At 33.1% G+C, this 16,939-nt stretch carries 13 protein-coding genes; 6 read left to right on the forward strand and 7 right to left on the reverse strand.

Translation table 11 applies throughout. The features are described from left to right. Positions 1–227: 227 nt before the first annotated feature. Positions 228–1,391, reverse strand: a complete 1,164-nt coding sequence (locus tag ACP6PL_RS19750; RefSeq protein WP_426546980.1) for a pyridoxal phosphate-dependent aminotransferase — start codon at positions 1,389–1,391, stop codon at positions 228–230. Between the two features lie 728 nt (positions 1,392–2,119). After that, on the reverse strand, positions 2,120–3,739 hold the full coding sequence (murJ, locus tag ACP6PL_RS19755) for a murein biosynthesis integral membrane protein MurJ (protein ID WP_426546981.1): 1,620 nt from the start codon (positions 3,737–3,739) through the stop codon (positions 2,120–2,122). A 118-nt stretch (positions 3,740–3,857) separates the two neighbouring features. Here murJ and ACP6PL_RS19760 point away from each other — a divergent pair, with 118 nt between their 5' ends. From ACP6PL_RS19760 to ACP6PL_RS19770, 3 genes are all read left to right on the forward strand, one after another. Beyond that, positions 3,858–4,103 (forward strand): hypothetical protein, encoded by a 246-nt coding sequence (locus ACP6PL_RS19760; protein ID WP_426546982.1) that lies wholly within the window; start codon positions 3,858–3,860, stop codon positions 4,101–4,103. Between the two features lie 95 nt (positions 4,104–4,198). Continuing rightward, the gene (locus tag ACP6PL_RS19765; RefSeq protein WP_426546983.1) at positions 4,199–4,621 is read left to right on the forward strand and encodes a hypothetical protein; all 423 of its coding nucleotides are present in this window, start codon (positions 4,199–4,201) and stop codon (positions 4,619–4,621) included. A 253-nt stretch (positions 4,622–4,874) separates the two neighbouring features. Beyond that, the gene (locus ACP6PL_RS19770; protein WP_426546984.1) at positions 4,875–5,225 is read left to right on the forward strand and encodes a hypothetical protein; all 351 of its coding nucleotides are present in this window, start codon (positions 4,875–4,877) and stop codon (positions 5,223–5,225) included. Between the two features lie 129 nt (positions 5,226–5,354). On the opposite strand, the gene ACP6PL_RS19775 is transcribed toward ACP6PL_RS19770, so the two are convergent. Then, positions 5,355–6,197 carry a sulfotransferase family protein gene (locus tag ACP6PL_RS19775; RefSeq protein WP_426546985.1) on the reverse strand — a complete coding sequence of 281 codons (843 nt, stop codon included), beginning with the start codon at positions 6,195–6,197 and terminating at the stop codon, positions 5,355–5,357. A gap of 174 nt (positions 6,198–6,371) precedes the next feature. On the opposite strand from ACP6PL_RS19775, the gene sfsA reads away from it, so the two are divergent. Beyond that, complete coding sequence (gene sfsA / locus ACP6PL_RS19780) at positions 6,372–7,103, forward strand: DNA/RNA nuclease SfsA (protein WP_426546986.1); 732 nt, start codon at positions 6,372–6,374, stop codon at positions 7,101–7,103. Between the two features lie 320 nt (positions 7,104–7,423). After that, positions 7,424–8,230: a DNA/RNA non-specific endonuclease gene (locus ACP6PL_RS19785; RefSeq protein WP_426546987.1), complete on the forward strand. Its 807-nt coding sequence runs from the start codon at positions 7,424–7,426 to the stop codon at positions 8,228–8,230. Between the two features lie 256 nt (positions 8,231–8,486). Here the strand turns inward: ACP6PL_RS19785 and ACP6PL_RS19790 are convergent, their stop codons facing one another. Both ACP6PL_RS19790 and ACP6PL_RS19795 read right to left on the reverse strand, forming a co-directional pair. Further along, positions 8,487–8,897 carry a nuclease A inhibitor family protein gene (locus tag ACP6PL_RS19790; RefSeq protein WP_426546988.1) on the reverse strand — a complete coding sequence of 137 codons (411 nt, stop codon included), beginning with the start codon at positions 8,895–8,897 and terminating at the stop codon, positions 8,487–8,489. 625 nt (positions 8,898–9,522) lie between these two features. Further along, a complete protein-coding gene (locus tag ACP6PL_RS19795; protein WP_426546989.1) occupies positions 9,523–9,966 on the reverse strand; it encodes a T3SS (YopN, CesT) and YbjN peptide-binding chaperone 1 in 444 nt (147 codons plus the stop codon). 341 nt (positions 9,967–10,307) lie between these two features. On the opposite strand from ACP6PL_RS19795, the gene ACP6PL_RS19800 reads away from it, so the two are divergent. Then, positions 10,308–11,627, forward strand: a complete 1,320-nt coding sequence (locus tag ACP6PL_RS19800) for a 3-isopropylmalate dehydratase large subunit (RefSeq protein ID WP_426546990.1) — start codon at positions 10,308–10,310, stop codon at positions 11,625–11,627. Positions 11,628–11,746: 119 nt separating this feature from the next. On the opposite strand, the gene aqpZ is transcribed toward ACP6PL_RS19800, so the two are convergent. Both aqpZ and ACP6PL_RS19810 read right to left on the reverse strand, forming a co-directional pair. Beyond that, a complete protein-coding gene (gene aqpZ, locus ACP6PL_RS19805; RefSeq protein ID WP_426546994.1) occupies positions 11,747–12,469 on the reverse strand; it encodes an aquaporin Z in 723 nt (240 codons plus the stop codon). Positions 12,470–13,029: 560 nt separating this feature from the next. Further along, on the reverse strand, positions 13,030–16,371 hold the full coding sequence (locus tag ACP6PL_RS19810) for an ATP-binding protein (RefSeq protein WP_426546991.1): 3,342 nt from the start codon (positions 16,369–16,371) through the stop codon (positions 13,030–13,032). Positions 16,372–16,939 lie beyond the last annotated feature (568 nt).

Here is a 16,939-nt window from a genome sequence, read left to right on the forward strand (position 1 = left end):
AATTGGCGTATGAAAATCTTAAATATCCATCTCGAAATTTTCCATAGGCAGTTCTGGGTAATCAGGTTACTCCAGCTTCAGCTAATAAATAATCAGATTTTCATCCCAATAATTTCTCCAATCACAAAATCTGAGAATTACATAGCTTTGCTGAAATAAATATGGGTAAAAATTTCCCTCACTCCTAGAGAAATTTAACAGAAAAATTTACAACTAAAATAGGATAGCTATAGTTTGGCGATCGCTATTTTTATCCGACTAATACCTTCTTGAATATTTTCAATGGAATTTGCGTAAGACAGTCTTAAATATCCATCTCCAAATTTTCCATAGGCAGTTCCAGGTAATAAGGCAACTCCAGCTTCAGCTAATAAATAATCTGCTAGTTTCTCACAACTTATTGGTAACTGTTTCACATTTGGAAAAGCATAAAAAGCACCTGCTGGTTTTCGACACTTAATACCTGGAATAGAATTTAAACCCTCGACAATAACATCACGTCTTTGTTTAAATTCGTCGAACATTTTTTTGACAAATTGCTGGGAATTTTTGATTGCTTCTATGCCAGCTATTTGAGTAAATGAACAAGCACAGGAATTGGAATTTAACATCAACTGGTCTAATTTTTCTGCTATTGGTTTGGGAGAAACAGAATAACCTAAACGCCATCCAGTCATAGCATAAGTTTTTGAATGCCCATCTAATAAAATTGTGCGTTCTTTCATACCAGGAAAACTGATGATGCTGGTAAATTTTGAATCGTACATTAAGTGGGAGTAAATTTCGTCAGAGAGGATATAAAAGTTATATTTAACTGCTAGTTTAGCTATAGCTTCTAAATATTCGGGGGTTAGTACACTGCCAGTGGGGTTATGAGGAGAATTCAGAATTAGTAATTTTGTCTTCTCAGAAATAGAATTAGCCAGATTATCTATACTAAATTGAAAGTCTAATTCTTCCAATAAAGGTAATGGAATTGGTTTGGCTCCTACTAAATTAATGACTGATTCATAAACAGGAAATCCAGGGTTAGGATAAATTACTTCATCTCCAGGATTTATTAATGCTAAAAGAGTGAAAAATATAACTGGTTTTGCCCCTGGCATTACCACGACTTCATCGGGATTAATTGATATATTTCGAGTTTTAGAAATGTGTTCCGCTATTACTTCTCTTAACTCTAATAATCCTGCTGCTGGAGTATAAGTTGTATAGCCATTATTCATGGCTTGGAAAGCAACTTCGCGAATATTTTGAGGAGTTTTAAAATCAGGTTGACCTATTTCTAAATGAATAATATTTCGACCTTGAGATTCTAACTGTTTTGCCTTAGTAAAAACTTCAATGGCAGCATCGCCACCTAAGCCATCCATTCTTGCTGCAAAGTTCATAGTTAAATAAATGATATTTTACCGATAATTTTACAAGAATAAGAAGGATAGAGGAGTTAAGGAAGTCAGAACCACTCGGAGGGTAGGTTGTAAATTTCTGACTCTTGTGGATAGGGAAATAGTAGTTTCATTTTCTGAAGCATTCGGAGGATAGGTTGCAAATTTCTGACTCTTGTGGATAGGGAAATAGTAGTTTCATTTTCTGAAGCACTCGGAGGATAGGTTGTAAATTTCTAACTATTGCGGATAGGGAAATAGTAGTTTCATTTTCTGAAGCACTCGGAGGATAGATTGTAAATTTCTAACTATTGCGGATAGGGAAATAGTAGTTTCATTTTCTGAAGCACTCAGGATAGGTTGTAAATTTCTAACTATTGTGGATAGAGAAATAGTTATTTCATTTTCTCAAGCATTCGGAGGGTAGGTTGTAAATTTATGACTCTTGTGGATAGGGAAATAGTAGTTTTATTTTCTGAAGCACTCAGAGGGTAGGTTGCAAATTTCTGACTCTTGCAGATAGGGAAATAGTCATTTCATTCTCTGAAGCACTCGAAGGATATGGTGATTTACCAAAAAGCGATCGCCTGATTAATTTAAAACAAAAATATAAAAGTTAGATTTAAGTATCCAATTTATTATCTTTCATACCAGATTAGTAAAACATATAGATACAAATTAGCTCAGAAAAAACAAATCATACTGAACTACAACTCACTGAGGAGCTGAAGTCAAATTCCCAATTTCTGTTTAATTCTAGCAATAAAAACATCGACCTCCGGCAAATTCATTTTCATTACTATTAAGCCAAAAATACCTAGCCCCGAAAAACTTGCTAAACCAAGCTCCAATAACTGCACAAAAAATCCCTCACTTCCTAACACTGACTGACTCCCCCAAAGCACACCCCAACAAACTAAACCTGTCGCCAAAGTTCCACCAATTAAACCAGCAAAAGGCATCAACCATTCTCCCCAAGGTAAACCACCTAGTTTTCTATCTAATAATAAGAGAAAAATTACCATTGAAATTAAATTTACCCCCACCGTTGCCAACACCAAACCAGGCGCACCAAAAGCATTAATTAACAAATAATCTAACAGAGCATTCAGAAAAATATTAATCACACTAATTTTAAAAGGAGTTTCTCCATCTCCCAAAGCATAAAACACCCTAACTAAAACATCCCTTCCTAAATAAACAAACATTCCTACTGCATAAGCCATTAATACGGAAGCGACAAACTTTGAAGCTGATAAATCAAAAGCATAACGTTCATAAACTACCCTAACAATAGGCAAAGCTAATGTCACCATAATTGCACTTAAAGGCAACATTGTAATTCCTGTTAATACCAAAGCTTGCCGAATGCGATATTTTAAATCTGGCCAATTTTCCGGTGCAGCTAATCGAGAAAATATTGGTAAAAACGGAACTAAAATAACATTAGAAATAATTCCCAAAGGAGTCTGTACTAATAAACCAGAATAAGCTAATGAAGCAGCAGCTTGGGGAATATAAGAAGCAAAAAATAAGTCTGTATAAACATTAATATGTAACATTCCAGAAGACAAAGTTGCAGGTATCATTACTTTGGTAATTTCTTGTACTCCTGGGCGTCGAAAATTAAATCTGAAACGTAATTTTCCTAAACCAGCTCGCCACAATGCGGGAACTTGAATTAACCATTGTAATATTGCTCCAATGAGAGTACCCCAGGCTAAAACCAAGCCTCCCATCATGGCATATTCTGGTTGAATAATTTTTTCCCCTAGCTGCAAAGCTAAGATAAAAAGTCCTCCAAGAAGAGCTACGCTAGAAAATAGTGGACTAATAGAAGGCAACCAATACATATCCGCAGCATTAAGGGCTCCAAAACCAATACCTATTAATCCTGCTAGTAAAGCCATTGGGGCCATAATCTGAAATTGTTGGATGGCGATCGCTCGAATTTCTAAACCTTTTGGCGTTTGGCTTAACCCTGGTGCCACTAGGTCAATTAAAGGATCGGCAAAAAAAATCAGACCAACTGTTACTAATAATAGGACTCCACCGACTAAGGTTGTGATGGTTTCTATTAGTGGTGCTGCTTCTGATTTGTGGCGCTTTGCTAAAACACTGACTATGGCACTATGAAATGGTCCGTTAATTCCTCCTAATAAGACTAATAAAAAGCCAGGGATAACGTAGGCGTAATTATAGGCGTCCACTGCGGGACCTACTCCAAAGGCGGCGGCGATCGCCTGTTGACGTACTAGGCCAAATATTTTACTTATTAATGTGGCTATTGCTACGATGCTAGCTATTCCTGCTAGGGAACGAGAAGTTTTTTGTGATTCTGATTCAGACACGAGTACAATATAGTAATTTTTGTTGCTTAAATAAGTTTAATCAAGATTCAGTCTTCAGGGATAGGCAACCGGAGATTTGTTTTTTTGCCTTCTTTACTATTTAGGAATTAACTCAATAATGAAAAAACAACAGCAAATCATCAAAAGAGTTTATAAGTATTTAACTGACAGTATCATCGGTTTATGGATTATTAAAAATATTAATAGTTGGATATTGTTTGCTAATTTTTATTCTGATTTTAAACGTTTCTTAAACTGCTTATCTGTAAGTAATAAAATAAGCACTAAAACAAATTTAATTGCCTTAATTACTACAATTTACTCGAAAAATTTTAAAGATGTATTAATAACTGATAAAAGTTAGACAAAAATATACTATATCCACAACTTTTGTAATTTTTTTTCTATACCTTATTAACATCTAAAAAATATTCAAGACAATTATTTTTGAGAACTATTATGAGTGATTTATTACTTACTATCTTACTGCCAATATCTTCTTTATTAATTTCCACTTATGGTTTGTTATTGTGGATCATTCGGATATTTGGTTTTGTTCGTCGTCTTCCTAATTCGGCAATTATTCTACCACTTGCTGCTCCAGGTAGTCTAGGAGATGAAGCAATGGTTTGTACTTCGATAGACTATCTAAGAAGAGAAGGAATAGAAAATATTAGTCTCATAGATCATACTAATAAGCAGACATATCCAGTTGATGTAATTGAGAATATAAATCTGAGAAATTTCTTTATATATCAAACCTGGTATAAATTTATTACCTCTTTTATATATGCAGGTTGGAAAGTTAACCAATATGAAAGATTTTATGCTCTGGGTGCAGATGTGATGGATGGATATTATTCTGAATTATTATACTTTTAAAACTATTAAAATGGCAGGAATAGCCTGATTTATTAGTTGCTCAACAGGAATTTTAGGTTTTAGTTGTAATCGTCAGCCAACAAATATTTCCAAGCATTTACTTGGTGCATTACCATCAAATATTTGACTTAATGCAAGAGATAAAATTTCATATCAAAGATTAATTGATTCAATTTCTCACTCTGTTAATTTAGTAGCAGACTTAGCTTTTTTATTAAAGCCTGTTGAACAGTCGGATAAATTAGCTAAAGTATTGGAATGGGTTAATACTCAGAAAAGTAAAAATAAGATTGTTTTGGGGATTAATATTCATATCATACTCTTGAAAAAATCAGAGGGAACTACAGCTAACGATTTGGTTCAAGTTTTAGCTGAAACTATAACCAAATTGCACCAAGATAATCCACAGTTAAGTTTTATTTTTTTACCTCACGACCGCCGTAAAATTAATGGTGTTAATGATGATATATTATCAAAAAAAGTTATGAAAAATATTCCTTCAGAAGTTGCTTTATTCTGTTTCAAAATTCCTTTTCCCTGTTTAGCTAGAGAAATTAAAGCAATAGTTAAACATATTTCCAAATTTCTACAATTTTTTTTCTAAAGTCTATAGAATAAGGTTTCATCAGTTTACGCGTTAGGGGAGCTTTGCGTCAGCAATCGCCATAAAAATTATCCCTCTTTACTGTACCTTAATAACTATGGGAAATGCTATAGTGAAATTTTATTGAGATTAAACATCATATCCAATTTGTTTGAGTTGATTTCCCGCAATTTGATTAAACTTATTTATTTGCTCGGAAGTTAGTTCTTGTTTATATCTATTTATTCTGGAACTATTAATTGGTTTAGATAATTGAGAAAATTCTTGTCTTTTGCTGTTAGTAATTGTATTTTTAGAATATTGAGTTGAATCTACTTGACTAGGATAATAATCTTCTTGCAGAAAATTCATAGTTTGTTTAACTACTGTTTCTGGATATAAAGTTAAGTCTTCATATTTAATATCTAAAATATTTGGGAGATTACCCGATCTTAGCCTAGCATCTACACATTTTTTCCAATATCTAGCATATCGTTCGATGGTTTTTCCTTGAACTACGTTGACATGATTACGAGCTGAACAATAACAATCTCGACCATCGCGATACATATTGATAAACTGTGCATTAGGAAAATATTTGGCTAAAAAATCTATTCTCAATACATGGGGTGGTGTTTTTTCAATAAATCTTGTTCCACCAATTTTTTTTAAGGTACATTCAGCCAATCTGTCAAAATAATCTACAATATCCTGTGATTGCTTCTGAATATCTTCTATTTCTGATTGAGTAAGTTCAGAAAATGGCAGACTAAATAGCTCCTTATACATAAATATGCCTGTTTCATAACCAGGACCAGTTAAATTTGGGTGTGTTCCTAGTATTAATTTCATCAGAGTAGTTCCAGTTCTAGGAGCGCCAAACACAAATATATGTCTTTGATGAGATTTTGACTTGGGGAAACGCCAGATAATATTTTTAGAAATGCGGGCTGGATTTTTTAGGAATTGATTAATTGTTTCTTTAACAGTCATGTTAATAATAAAAAAGGTCATCAATACTTAAAACTATCATTTTTAATTTACTATACTAAATAATGCTTGTCAATAACTCATTGGTTTTATTTTTAAAATAATTTGATTGATAATTCTGAATTATCTTTTTTCTTCAGGTAATTTAAAACGGACATAACTTGGTTTAAAGTAATTATGAATAATTCACCAAAATTCTCTTATAAATATCCCACTCTTGAAGCAGGAATTTTGATTAAACGTTATAAAAGATTTCTAGCAGATATAGAGTTAAAGTCTGGAGAAATTATTATTGCTCACTGCCCAAATACAGGTCCGATGACTGGAGTTTCTACTCCAGGAAGTAATGTAATGGTTTCTTATAGTAATAATCCGAAACGGAAATTAGCTTACACTTGGGAATTAATTGAAGTAACGGATAACGAACCGACTTGGGTGGGAATTAATACAGCTTTACCAAATCGAGTTATTAAGTTAGCTTTGACAGAATATTTGTTTCCTGAATTGGGAGATTATCAAGAAATTAAAACGGAAGTTGTTTACGGAAAAGAAAGGAAAAGTCGGGTTGATTTTAAGTTAATTAGTAATACTCGAAATATTTATCTTGAGGTGAAAAATACTACTTGGGCAAATCAACGAGTTGCTTTATTTCCAGATACGGTTACAGAAAGAGGGCAAAAACATTTACGGGAATTAATAGAGGTAGTTGAACAAGGGGAAAGAGCTGTATGTTTGTTTTTGATAAATCGTGGTGATTGTTATCAGTTTGCTCCTGGAGATATTGCCGACCCTAATTATGGTAAACTTTTGAGAGAAGCTGTAAAAAAAGGAGTAGAAATTTTGCCTTGTAGATTTGCAGTTACTCCCGAAGAAATTCGTTATTTGGGTATAGCAGAATTTATTAATTAAGATATTGAGTTTTGGGTGAAAAAAAATTGTAGGGGTTTGGTCTCCAAATTCCATGAGTCTATCCCACTAATAGGATTTTTATATTTAACAATTTTTCCATTAGCTTAATGTTAAGTATTTTAATAATAGTGGGATAGTTCATCTTTGCTTGGGTTTGGTATCAAAACCTCTACAATAAAATATTACAACCTAATAGATATTTTCTGCCTGGTAACTAACTTCCTTGGGTTTGGAGAGCAAACCCCTACCATAAAATATTACAACCTGTTTATAACTGATAACTGATAACTGAAAAAAACTAACAAATAAAAGAATAAAAAATGCTAATATTATCTCGCAAAATCGCTCTAGGAATTACAATACTTTTACTCACATTTACCAGTGGATGTTCTCTACTTCTCAAACCATCTCCCAAAGTTCATATGACTTTAGGAAACCCAAGTAATGCCACAACTTCTATCGAAAATTCAGATAATTATTTAATGGAAAAACCCCAATATGTATTGTCATATAACCAAAAGAAAGGAACAGCAAACTGGGTGAGTTGGCAACTGAATAAATCTTGGCTGGGAAATGTAGAAAGACAGGATGATTTTCGCCCTGATGATACTTTGCCTGAAGAGTGGTATCAAGTCAGACCAAATGATTATCGAAATAGTGGTTATGATAGAGGACATTTAATTCCTTCAGCAGATCGTACTGCTAATGAAAAAGATAATTCAGCCACATTTTTGATGACAAATATAATTCCTCAAGCTCCAGATAATAATCGGGAAACTTGGCGGGAGTTAGAACAATATTCTCGTAAACTTGTAGAGGTGGGAAATGAACTTTATATTATTGCTGGAGGGTATAGAAAAAAATCAACTCTTGCCGGAGGAAAGCTAACTATTCCTAGTCGAACATGGAAAATTATAGTAGTTTTAAAACCTGGTAGTGGTGTGAGAGGAGTGAACACAAATACTAGAGTTATTGCAGTGGATATGCCTAATTCAAATCGGATTAGAAGTGACTGGAAAGCTTACCGAGTTTCAGTAGATAAAATTGAAAGTGCTACTGGTTATGATTTTCTTTCAAAAGTTCCAAAAGAAATTCAAGATGTGATTGAAAGCCGAGTTGATAATTGATAATTGATAATGGATAATTGATAATGAATAATGGATAGTTGATAATTAGGGTTGACTGAAAAAGTATAAGTGGTAATGGTAGGAGTCAGGAGTGAGAAATTTAGAGGAGATAGTCGGAAGAATTTCAGAACTTTTAGATTTAATCAGTAATCTCTAATATAGTAATCCTCATACTGCTAAGGAATAAAAGATGAACGGTGAAAGAAACTATCAAATATTTTGATAATCTTGTAATACTTGCCTTATTCCTGAAATTTTAAGTCTCAATAGAAACTGTAGCTAAACCAGCATAATCTCCAGTATCAGTCTTACCAATTATATAAACATTAATTTCAATTTCACCCACTTTATAGACTTTTAAATTACTTAAGTCTTGCTTCATTATCCTGACAAGTTCCTGATATCTGTTCACCGTATCAGCTTCTTCTGAATTATGCCAATCTTGATGAGTAACTGTACCTTGAAAAAAGGTATCAAATTCTATGACTTTAATTGGAGTATCTAAAGAATGTTTAGTAATTTTCAAAACTACTTCATTATCCAGTAAAATTTTTTCACCAAATTCCCAAATCAAAGATTCAAAGGGATAATCAGATTCACTCGTCCATAGTAAATCTTTTGCAGCTTCATGTAATCGCTCAAAAATTTCTAAATTAGTTAGGCTCATCTTGTATTAATTTCAAATTAATCAACAACTTTATATATAATGTTGGCATTCTCTGGGTTAAATATTGCCAAGAAAATATTTAATCTTACTAGCATAACTTGAGTTTCTGTTTTTTAGACGAGATGAAAAATTAAAAGGATGAAGACAGAATAACTTAATTAGATAGTCTAACTTTCAAATCCACTGTTTACTAATACAATTAATTTAATTATTGAGGTGGAATATCTAACCCATGTTTTCCACCACAAAGTTAAACAATTTCTAAATTAGGCAAACTCATTTTATATTAATTTTAAATTAAGCAAGAAATTTATCTATAATTTTTGCATTCTCTGGCTTGAATATTGCTAAGAAAATATTCAATCTTACTAGCATAACTTGAGTCTGTGTTTTGAGACAAGATAAAAAATTAAAAGTATGAAAATTATTCCATAGTTGTAGAATGATAATCATGCTTTGCAGAATCTAAAACTGTAGTTATATAAAGAAAAATTTTTGGGCAGATCTCACAATCATCCCATGATGGTACAACGCCAAAAATTAAGATCCTAAAAAGAATAACTTATGTCAGGTTTCTCAACTTCCTTCTTCCTTCTTCCTTCTTCCTTCTTACTTCCTTAATAAACTATTGAGGTGGAATATCTAACCCACGTTTACCACCCCAACTTTCAACAATTTTATCATCATAATCATCCGCAACTTCCAAAACTGCCAAAACAGACTCTTCCAATTCATTTGGGTCACAAGTAGAACCAACTATAGTATGTTCCAATAAAATATTTCCATCACCATCTAAAGAAAAAGCACCAAACTGTATATTACTATTTTCTCTCAATAAAAATTCCAGCAAATCAGACTTTAAGTCAGCCCCAATAACCACAGTAGAACAAGTCTTAATAACACTATCCTCACTCCAAGGATAAATTCTTATTTCCACCCAAGCAGAACCCAAAAATATACTAAACCCTGGTTCATCAAGTTTTTCCCAAGGATAATCACTGAATAATTCTTCCATCCACCCATCAATTTTTTGATAACATTCTGCTTGAGCTGGTGTTTGAAATTCCATATCTATCATCTCCCGAACAAAAGCTATTTATAGTTCTTATATTGCTTGAACATAATTATATTAACTGTCAATAACTGCCTGTTAAGTAACTATCAATTTTTACAATTCAGCTATCAGCTTTTTATATATGTTAAATCTAGCTTTGAAAACTGACAAAATAAACCAATATTAAAATCGGAGATTATATAGAAAAAATATAGCAGTTAAAGTATTACAATCAAGACTTATAGAGTAGCGAAAACAAGCTAACATTAATAATTAAAGTTTTTCCTTATTTCTTCTTCCTTTGAGTATAGGTTGTCTAAAATACAATTGTAAACTACCAAGAGGAGCGATCGCTTATGGCAATGACCATGGTTGAAAAAATCCTGGCCAAAGCATCAGGAAAATCTACCATTACACCAGGAGAAAACATTTGGGTCAACGTTGATGTATTAATGACCCATGATGTTTGTGGTCCTGGTACAATTGGTATCTTTAAAAAAGAATTTGGCGAAAATGCCAAAGTTTGGGACAGAGAAAAAATCGTCCTTATACCAGACCACTATATTTTTACTGCCGACGAACGGGCAAACCGCAACGTAGATATTTTGCGAGACTTTGCCCAAGAACAAAATATCAAATACTTCTACGACATTATTGACCGCTCAAATTTCAAAGCAAACCCAGACTACAAAGGAGTTTGCCATGTTGCCCTCGCCCAAGAAGGTCATACCCGTCCGGGAGAAGTATTATTTGGCACTGACTCCCACACTTGTAATGCGGGAGCTTTTGGAGAATTTGCTACAGGTATTGGTAATACAGATGCCGCCTTTATTACAGGTACAGGCAAACTATTGGTAAAAGTTCCAGCAACTATGCGTTTTGTCTTGAATGGGGAAATGCCAAATTATTTATTGGCAAAGGATCTAATACTGCAAATTATTGGAGATATTTCTGTATCTGGCGCTACATACAGAACAATGGAATTTGCTGGGGAAACTGTCAGACAAATGACAATGGAAGAACGGATGACCCTCTGTAATATGGTTATTGAAGCGGGGGGTAAAAATGGAGTTATTGCTCCAGATGAGACTACCTTTGAATATTTGCGGGGTCGAACCGATAAACCATTTGAGTCATTTTATACGGATGAAGATGCTACATTTTATAGTGATTATTCTTACGATGTTACAACATTAGAACCTGTAGTAGCTAAACCCCATTCTCCAGATAATAAGGAACTCGCCCGTAACTGTCAGGATGTTAAAATTAACCGAGTTTATATAGGTTCTTGTACAGGTGGAAAAACTTCTGACTTTCTCCATGCAGCGAAACTTATTAAAGGTCATCAAGTCAAAGTTCCGACTTATTTAGTACCAGCAACTCAGAAAGTTTATGAGGATTTATTTACTGTCAAACATGATGGTCAAACCCTCTCAGAAATATTTTTAGATGCTGGTTGTATTGAACCTGCAGCTCCATCTTGTGCTGCTTGTTTAGGCGGACCAAAAGATACATTTGGACGATTAAATGAACCAGAAATTTGTGTCTCTACAACTAATCGTAATTTTCCTGGTCGAATGGGGAATAAACAAGCACAAGTTTACTTAGCTTCTCCATATACAGCAGCAGCTTCAGCACTGACTGGATATGTGACTGACCCACGAGAATTTATGTAATGAATTAAGAGGGTGAGCCTATCTTACAACTCACCCTCATAATATAGCAGCATATTTTATTTTTTACCTAAATTTTGAAACTAAATTCTTCTTTGTTATTGTTCTTGATAGGAAATATTTTACTCAGTTTCCTCTAGAAATCTAGAATAAACAAACCCTGCGGCGATCGCTCCCAAAATAGGAGCTATCCAGAATAACCATAATTGAGCCATTGGCCAAGTAACACCACCAAAAATTGCACTAATGAGAGCTGGGCCTGTGCTACGAGCTGGATTAACTGATACATTAGTTACTGGAATTCCGATTAAGTGAATTAGGGTTAGTCCTAAGCCAATAGCCACAGGAGCAAAACCTTTAGGAGCAAGGCGATCGGTCGAACCTAATATAATGATTAAAAACATGAAAGTTAGGACAAATTCAGCAATAAAGCCTGCTATCAAAGAATATTCGCCTGGAGAATGTACGCCAAACCCATTGGAAGCTAATGCTCCACTACTAATGTCAAAGTCTGATTTCCCAACAGCAATAAGATATATAGTTAATGCTCCAAATACTGCTCCAACTAATTGAGCCAGAATATAAGGCAATATATCCCTTGCAGGAAAACGTTTCCCAACATAAAGACCAAAGGTAACTGCTCGGTTAAAGTGACCGCCAGAAATATGACCCACGGCATAAGCCATTGTCATTACTGTTAAGCCAAATGCAAGAGAAACCCCAAGTAGTCCAATACCAAGAGTATTTTGAGTAGCTTCAGGAAAATTAGCTGCGAGAACTGCACTTCCACAGCCTCGAAAAACTAATACGAATGTTCCCAGCACCTCTGCTATTAGTTTTTTTATTTACATTGTGTAAAAAAAATATTACAAGTTCAGAATTAATTAGAGGAATTTTATCTTTGACTTTTCTAATTTATTGCAGACTTTAGTATTTTTTAATATATTAATTTTTTCTAAAGATTAGAAGCTGTCACTGTTAGGAATAGATTGTCAATTATATTTAGTCAAAAATTGTGCATCGTTGAATTTTTAAATAGCAGTTGTATTTGATTGGTATAGAAATTAAAAAAAAAGCCCACGGGGTGAAAATGTCATATTATAAGATTTATTTGACCGAATAATTAAGGTTTAAAGCCTCTCCTTTAAAGGAGAAACAAGCGGTCGTTTGCGGAGCATTCCGAAGGATGGGATGGCGAGGTTTCCCGCTCTTGCAGAGCCGCTACGCTTTTCATGTCGGCTCAAGCGCCGAAACGCCATATCCAATCGACCAAGAGAGAAAAAATTTTCCCTACCGCGTCAATCCTCTCCCTAAAAGGAAGAGGTAATTATCAATTATTCATTATCAATTATTGAAAGAGATTTTCTATCTAAATCTCTAGATTTAATATTTAACGAATATCTCCTTATGCACCACCTTTAACTCCTCCATAAAATTGATATTTACCACAACGCTGGAGATAAAATTGTACAGCTTTGTCTTCTGGGTTGGTTTGTAAAATTTCGCTCATTATTTGTTTGACTGTAGCAAACTTTTGTTGATAATAAAGTAAAACTGCTTGTTCAAATTTAGTTTTCGTTTGTTTTTTTAATTCTTTTTGTTCTTCTGTATCTCCATCAAAAATTTCAAACACTGCAACTGCTTCTTTTTTCCCTTTTACTTTTACTCTATCTAGAAAACGATAATTATATTTATCTACTTCTTCCAGATTAAATAAAGTATTTTCACTAATTAAAATATCCACTTCATATAACTTAGTTAAACTTTCTAAACGAGAGCCTAAATTAACAGCATCACTAATCACTGTACCATCAATTCTTCTCTTTCCTCCCACAGTTCCCAACATCAAATCCCCTGTATTAATACCAATACCAATTTTAATCGGTTCCTGTGATAATTCTTGACGCTCGTGATTAAAATCTGCTAAATTTTTCAACATATTAATTGCTGCCTGAACTGCATCATCTGCTTTTATAGGAAAAAGAGCCATAATAGCATCACCAATATACTTATCAATAAACCCTTCATTATCTAAAATAGCAGGTTCCATGTAAGATAAATAAGCATTAATAAACTGAAAATTTTCCTCTGGAGTCATACTTTCACTTAAAGTTGTAAAAGAACGAATATCAGAGAACAAAATAGACATTTTTTGCTTGACATGATCTCCCAACTTTACATCCACAATACTCTCACGTTTTAAGAAATGCAAAAAATTATGAGGAACAAAACGACCATAAGCACAATTTATTTTAGTAAGACTAATATGAGTTTTGATTCTGGCAAGTAATTCTGGTTTAGAAAAAGGTTTGATTAAGTAATCATTTGCTCCACATATAAAACCTTCCACCAAATCAGAAATTAATGGTTTTGCCGTTAACATGATAATGGGTAATTCAGTATGTAAATATTTTTCCCGCAGTTTTTTTGTCACTTCATAACCAGTCATGTGAGGCATCATTACATCAAGTAAAATTAAATCTGGCATCAAGCCATTTTTAATTATTTCTAATGCTTCAATTCCATTATTAGCTTGAGTAATAGCATAATTTTGCAAAGCCAAATTATTTCTGATGACTTGTAAATTAACTGGTTCATCATCCACAATTAAAATTGTAAAATCTCCTCTTTCTGCTGCTAACTGTTCTAGGGCAATCTCTTGATTTTCCAGTTCAAATCCTCTAATTAATGGTATGGATGCAGATAATGTAACTTGTGGCAAACTAACTACTTGAGTTTGAGAGATTGGAATAGTAAATTTAAACTGAGAACCCACACCTACTTCTGATGAAACATACAGAGAACCTCCATGTAATTCGACTAATTTTTTAGTAATAGCTAAACCCAAACCAGTACCACCATATTCTCTAGAAGTAGAACCATCTGCTTGTTCAAATGATTCAAAAATTCGATCTAATTTATCTGATGGAATACCAATACCTGTATCAGCAACAGTAATCTCTAAAGAGTTTTCTAGTTGATTTTCTAATACTTTAGCCGATACTTCTACTTTACCTGACTGAGTAAACTTAATTGCATTACCAACTAAATTATAAAATATTTGCTGAAGTCGATTTTCATCAGCATTAACAAAAGGTGTATCCTGACTAATAGAATTAATTAGTTGTAAAGACTTTGTACCAATCATGGAACGAGAAAGAGTAATCACTATTTCTGCTACTTCTCTAACTCCCACTGGTTTTAATTGCAATTCAATATTGCGATGTTTAAGTTTAGAAAAATCAAGAATATCGTTAATTAAAGTTGACAACCTTCTGCCAGAAGCAACAACCATAGAAAGATTAGTGTTTACCTGAGAAGATAATTCTCCTGCCGCCCCATCTATTAATGATTCTGCAATACCAATAATTCCGTTCAAAGGAGTACGAAGTTCATGAGATGTATTAGCTAAAAATTCATCTTTTAATTTATCTAAACGTTCTAATTGTTGATTCTTAGTTTTCAAAATATCAAAAGAATTTTGTAACTGAAAAGCCATAGAATTAAAAGCTTTAGCCAGTACACCAACTTCATCATCACGATTAAGTTCAATTTTCTGATTAAATTCTCCTTCAGATAATGCTGTAGCTGCATTTTTTAGTTTCAAAATAGGTTGCACAATCCAACGAGATGTTAATATACCAATTCCCGTTGCTAAAAATAATGCCAAGAGACAAAGTAAAATTGTAATTTGAGTTTGTTGATAAATGGTATCCAGAAAGTCTGTTTCTGGAATTACTACTACTATTAGCCAGTCTAAACCATACTTATCTTGGAAAGGTTGAATGTTAATAAACTGTGGTTTACCATCAATATCAAATTGCAGATTTTTTTGATAATTAATTGATTGATTTAAGTCAAATTCTGTAGTTAAATATTTGGCTGTAGCTTGAGTAAAATAGTTATGACTTTCAATGGCTTGAACTCTCTCAGCTCCGTATTCTTTATTTAAAGTACGAAAAGGCTTTTCTCCTGTAGAAGTTGCCACCAACATTCCCGAACGCTCAAGAATAAAAATTTGTCCGGTTTTACCAATTTCTAGACTACCTAAAAAGTCACCAATTTGTGAAAGATTAATATTAGTTAGTAGTACACCCTGCAACTTTCCCCGATCATTATAAAAAGGCATAGATGCACCAAGATAAGCAGTCAGACCCGCAGTATTAGGATAAATCTTACTCCAAGTAGATCGACCATTAGCTACAGCAGCTTTATACCAAGGTCGAGTACGGGGGTCGAATTTAATACTACTTAATAGTTGAACTCGTTCGCCAAATTGATTTGTTGAATAAGTTTCAAAAATATAGTTACTTTCTGGAGTTGAAACTCTTAAGTGGAGACTATTTTCTGCAAATCTTTCTGCTCCCAAATTAACTTTATTTTCTAATCCTAATCCTGTAAAACTAAGAACATCAAATATTTGTAATTGTTGCCAAAAATAATTTTCTAATTGAGAAGTATTTTCTAAATCTAATTGACCATTACGAATAGCAGTAGCATTAATTTGATTAACCTGATGGGGAACACGAAGGTAAACTTCTAAATTTTGTTGAACTCTAGCAACTTGTTCATTCAAAAGTTGACTAACTACATCATTAACAGCTCTCTGAGAATTTTTCACAGAAATATACCCTATCAAACCTACTACCCCAAAAAGTTGCACTACAAATGGGAGGATCAAAGTTATACGGAGGGGAACTTTTCCAGATATTTTAGCAACTAATGTACTCAGATATTTTAAAGCCATATTGTAGCAATTATATTTGAGCTGTATGAGAAATATTCATTGCTTTTAACCAACTAAGTAAGAGGGGTTAATGTCAAAAATTTTGGAATTTTATTCTATTTTTTTATTTGTTAAAGTAGATATTTAGGTATATAATCCATTTAGTAAATTTTTCAAAGAGAAAGTTTGATATTTTTGCCAAAATTAAATTTTCTAGTAATTCAGGAGTTAGTAGGTAAGTAGAATAAGATTAAATACGTTAATGTTTGCTACCAAAGATTGATAGGGATATTTGTAAGTAGCACAGTTTTTTGTATTTCATATAAATATAGGAAAAATGTTTAAAAATACTCCAATTTTATCAAAATAATTTTGTCGCAAAACCCCACATTTTAATCAGTTATCAGTTAAATCTTTTTTCTACTAGACAGTGCAAAGTTATTGAAATAACTCTTGCTAGACAAGGCTTTCAGCTATCTAAAGGTTAATAACTATTTATTCGTAGCAGTAAGTACTTTCATTAATTGATAATTAATAATGGATAATTGATAATTACCTCTGGTTAAAACCGAGAGGATTGAATATAAGG

Origin of the sequence: Dapis purpurea BLCC-M126, from assembly GCF_050015975.1 — a bacterium.
In the GTDB taxonomy this organism is placed as follows: Bacteria; Cyanobacteriota; Cyanobacteriia; order Cyanobacteriales; family Microcoleaceae; genus Trichodesmium.

What these genes read in the sequence shown, in the direction of transcription:
- ACP6PL_RS19810 (WP_426546991.1), bottom strand. Translation starts at nt 16,371, where the DNA reads ATGGCTTTAAAATATCTGAGTACATTAGTTGCTAAAATATCTGGAAAA.
- ACP6PL_RS19760 (WP_426546982.1), top strand. Translation starts at nt 3,858, where the DNA reads ATGAAAAAACAACAGCAAATCATCAAAAGAGTTTATAAGTATTTAACT.
- ACP6PL_RS19795 (WP_426546989.1), bottom strand. Translation starts at nt 9,966, where the DNA reads ATGGAATTTCAAACACCAGCTCAAGCAGAATGTTATCAAAAAATTGAT.
- ACP6PL_RS19765 (WP_426546983.1), top strand. Translation starts at nt 4,199, where the DNA reads ATGAGTGATTTATTACTTACTATCTTACTGCCAATATCTTCTTTATTA.
- ACP6PL_RS19775 (WP_426546985.1), bottom strand. Translation starts at nt 6,197, where the DNA reads ATGACTGTTAAAGAAACAATTAATCAATTCCTAAAAAATCCAGCCCGC.
- ACP6PL_RS19800 (WP_426546990.1), top strand. Translation starts at nt 10,308, where the DNA reads ATGGCAATGACCATGGTTGAAAAAATCCTGGCCAAAGCATCAGGAAAA.
- ACP6PL_RS19750 (WP_426546980.1), bottom strand. Translation starts at nt 1,391, where the DNA reads ATGAACTTTGCAGCAAGAATGGATGGCTTAGGTGGCGATGCTGCCATT.
- sfsA (WP_426546986.1), top strand. Translation starts at nt 6,372, where the DNA reads ATGAATAATTCACCAAAATTCTCTTATAAATATCCCACTCTTGAAGCA.
- ACP6PL_RS19785 (WP_426546987.1), top strand. Translation starts at nt 7,424, where the DNA reads ATGCTAATATTATCTCGCAAAATCGCTCTAGGAATTACAATACTTTTA.
- ACP6PL_RS19790 (WP_426546988.1), bottom strand. Translation starts at nt 8,897, where the DNA reads ATGAGCCTAACTAATTTAGAAATTTTTGAGCGATTACATGAAGCTGCA.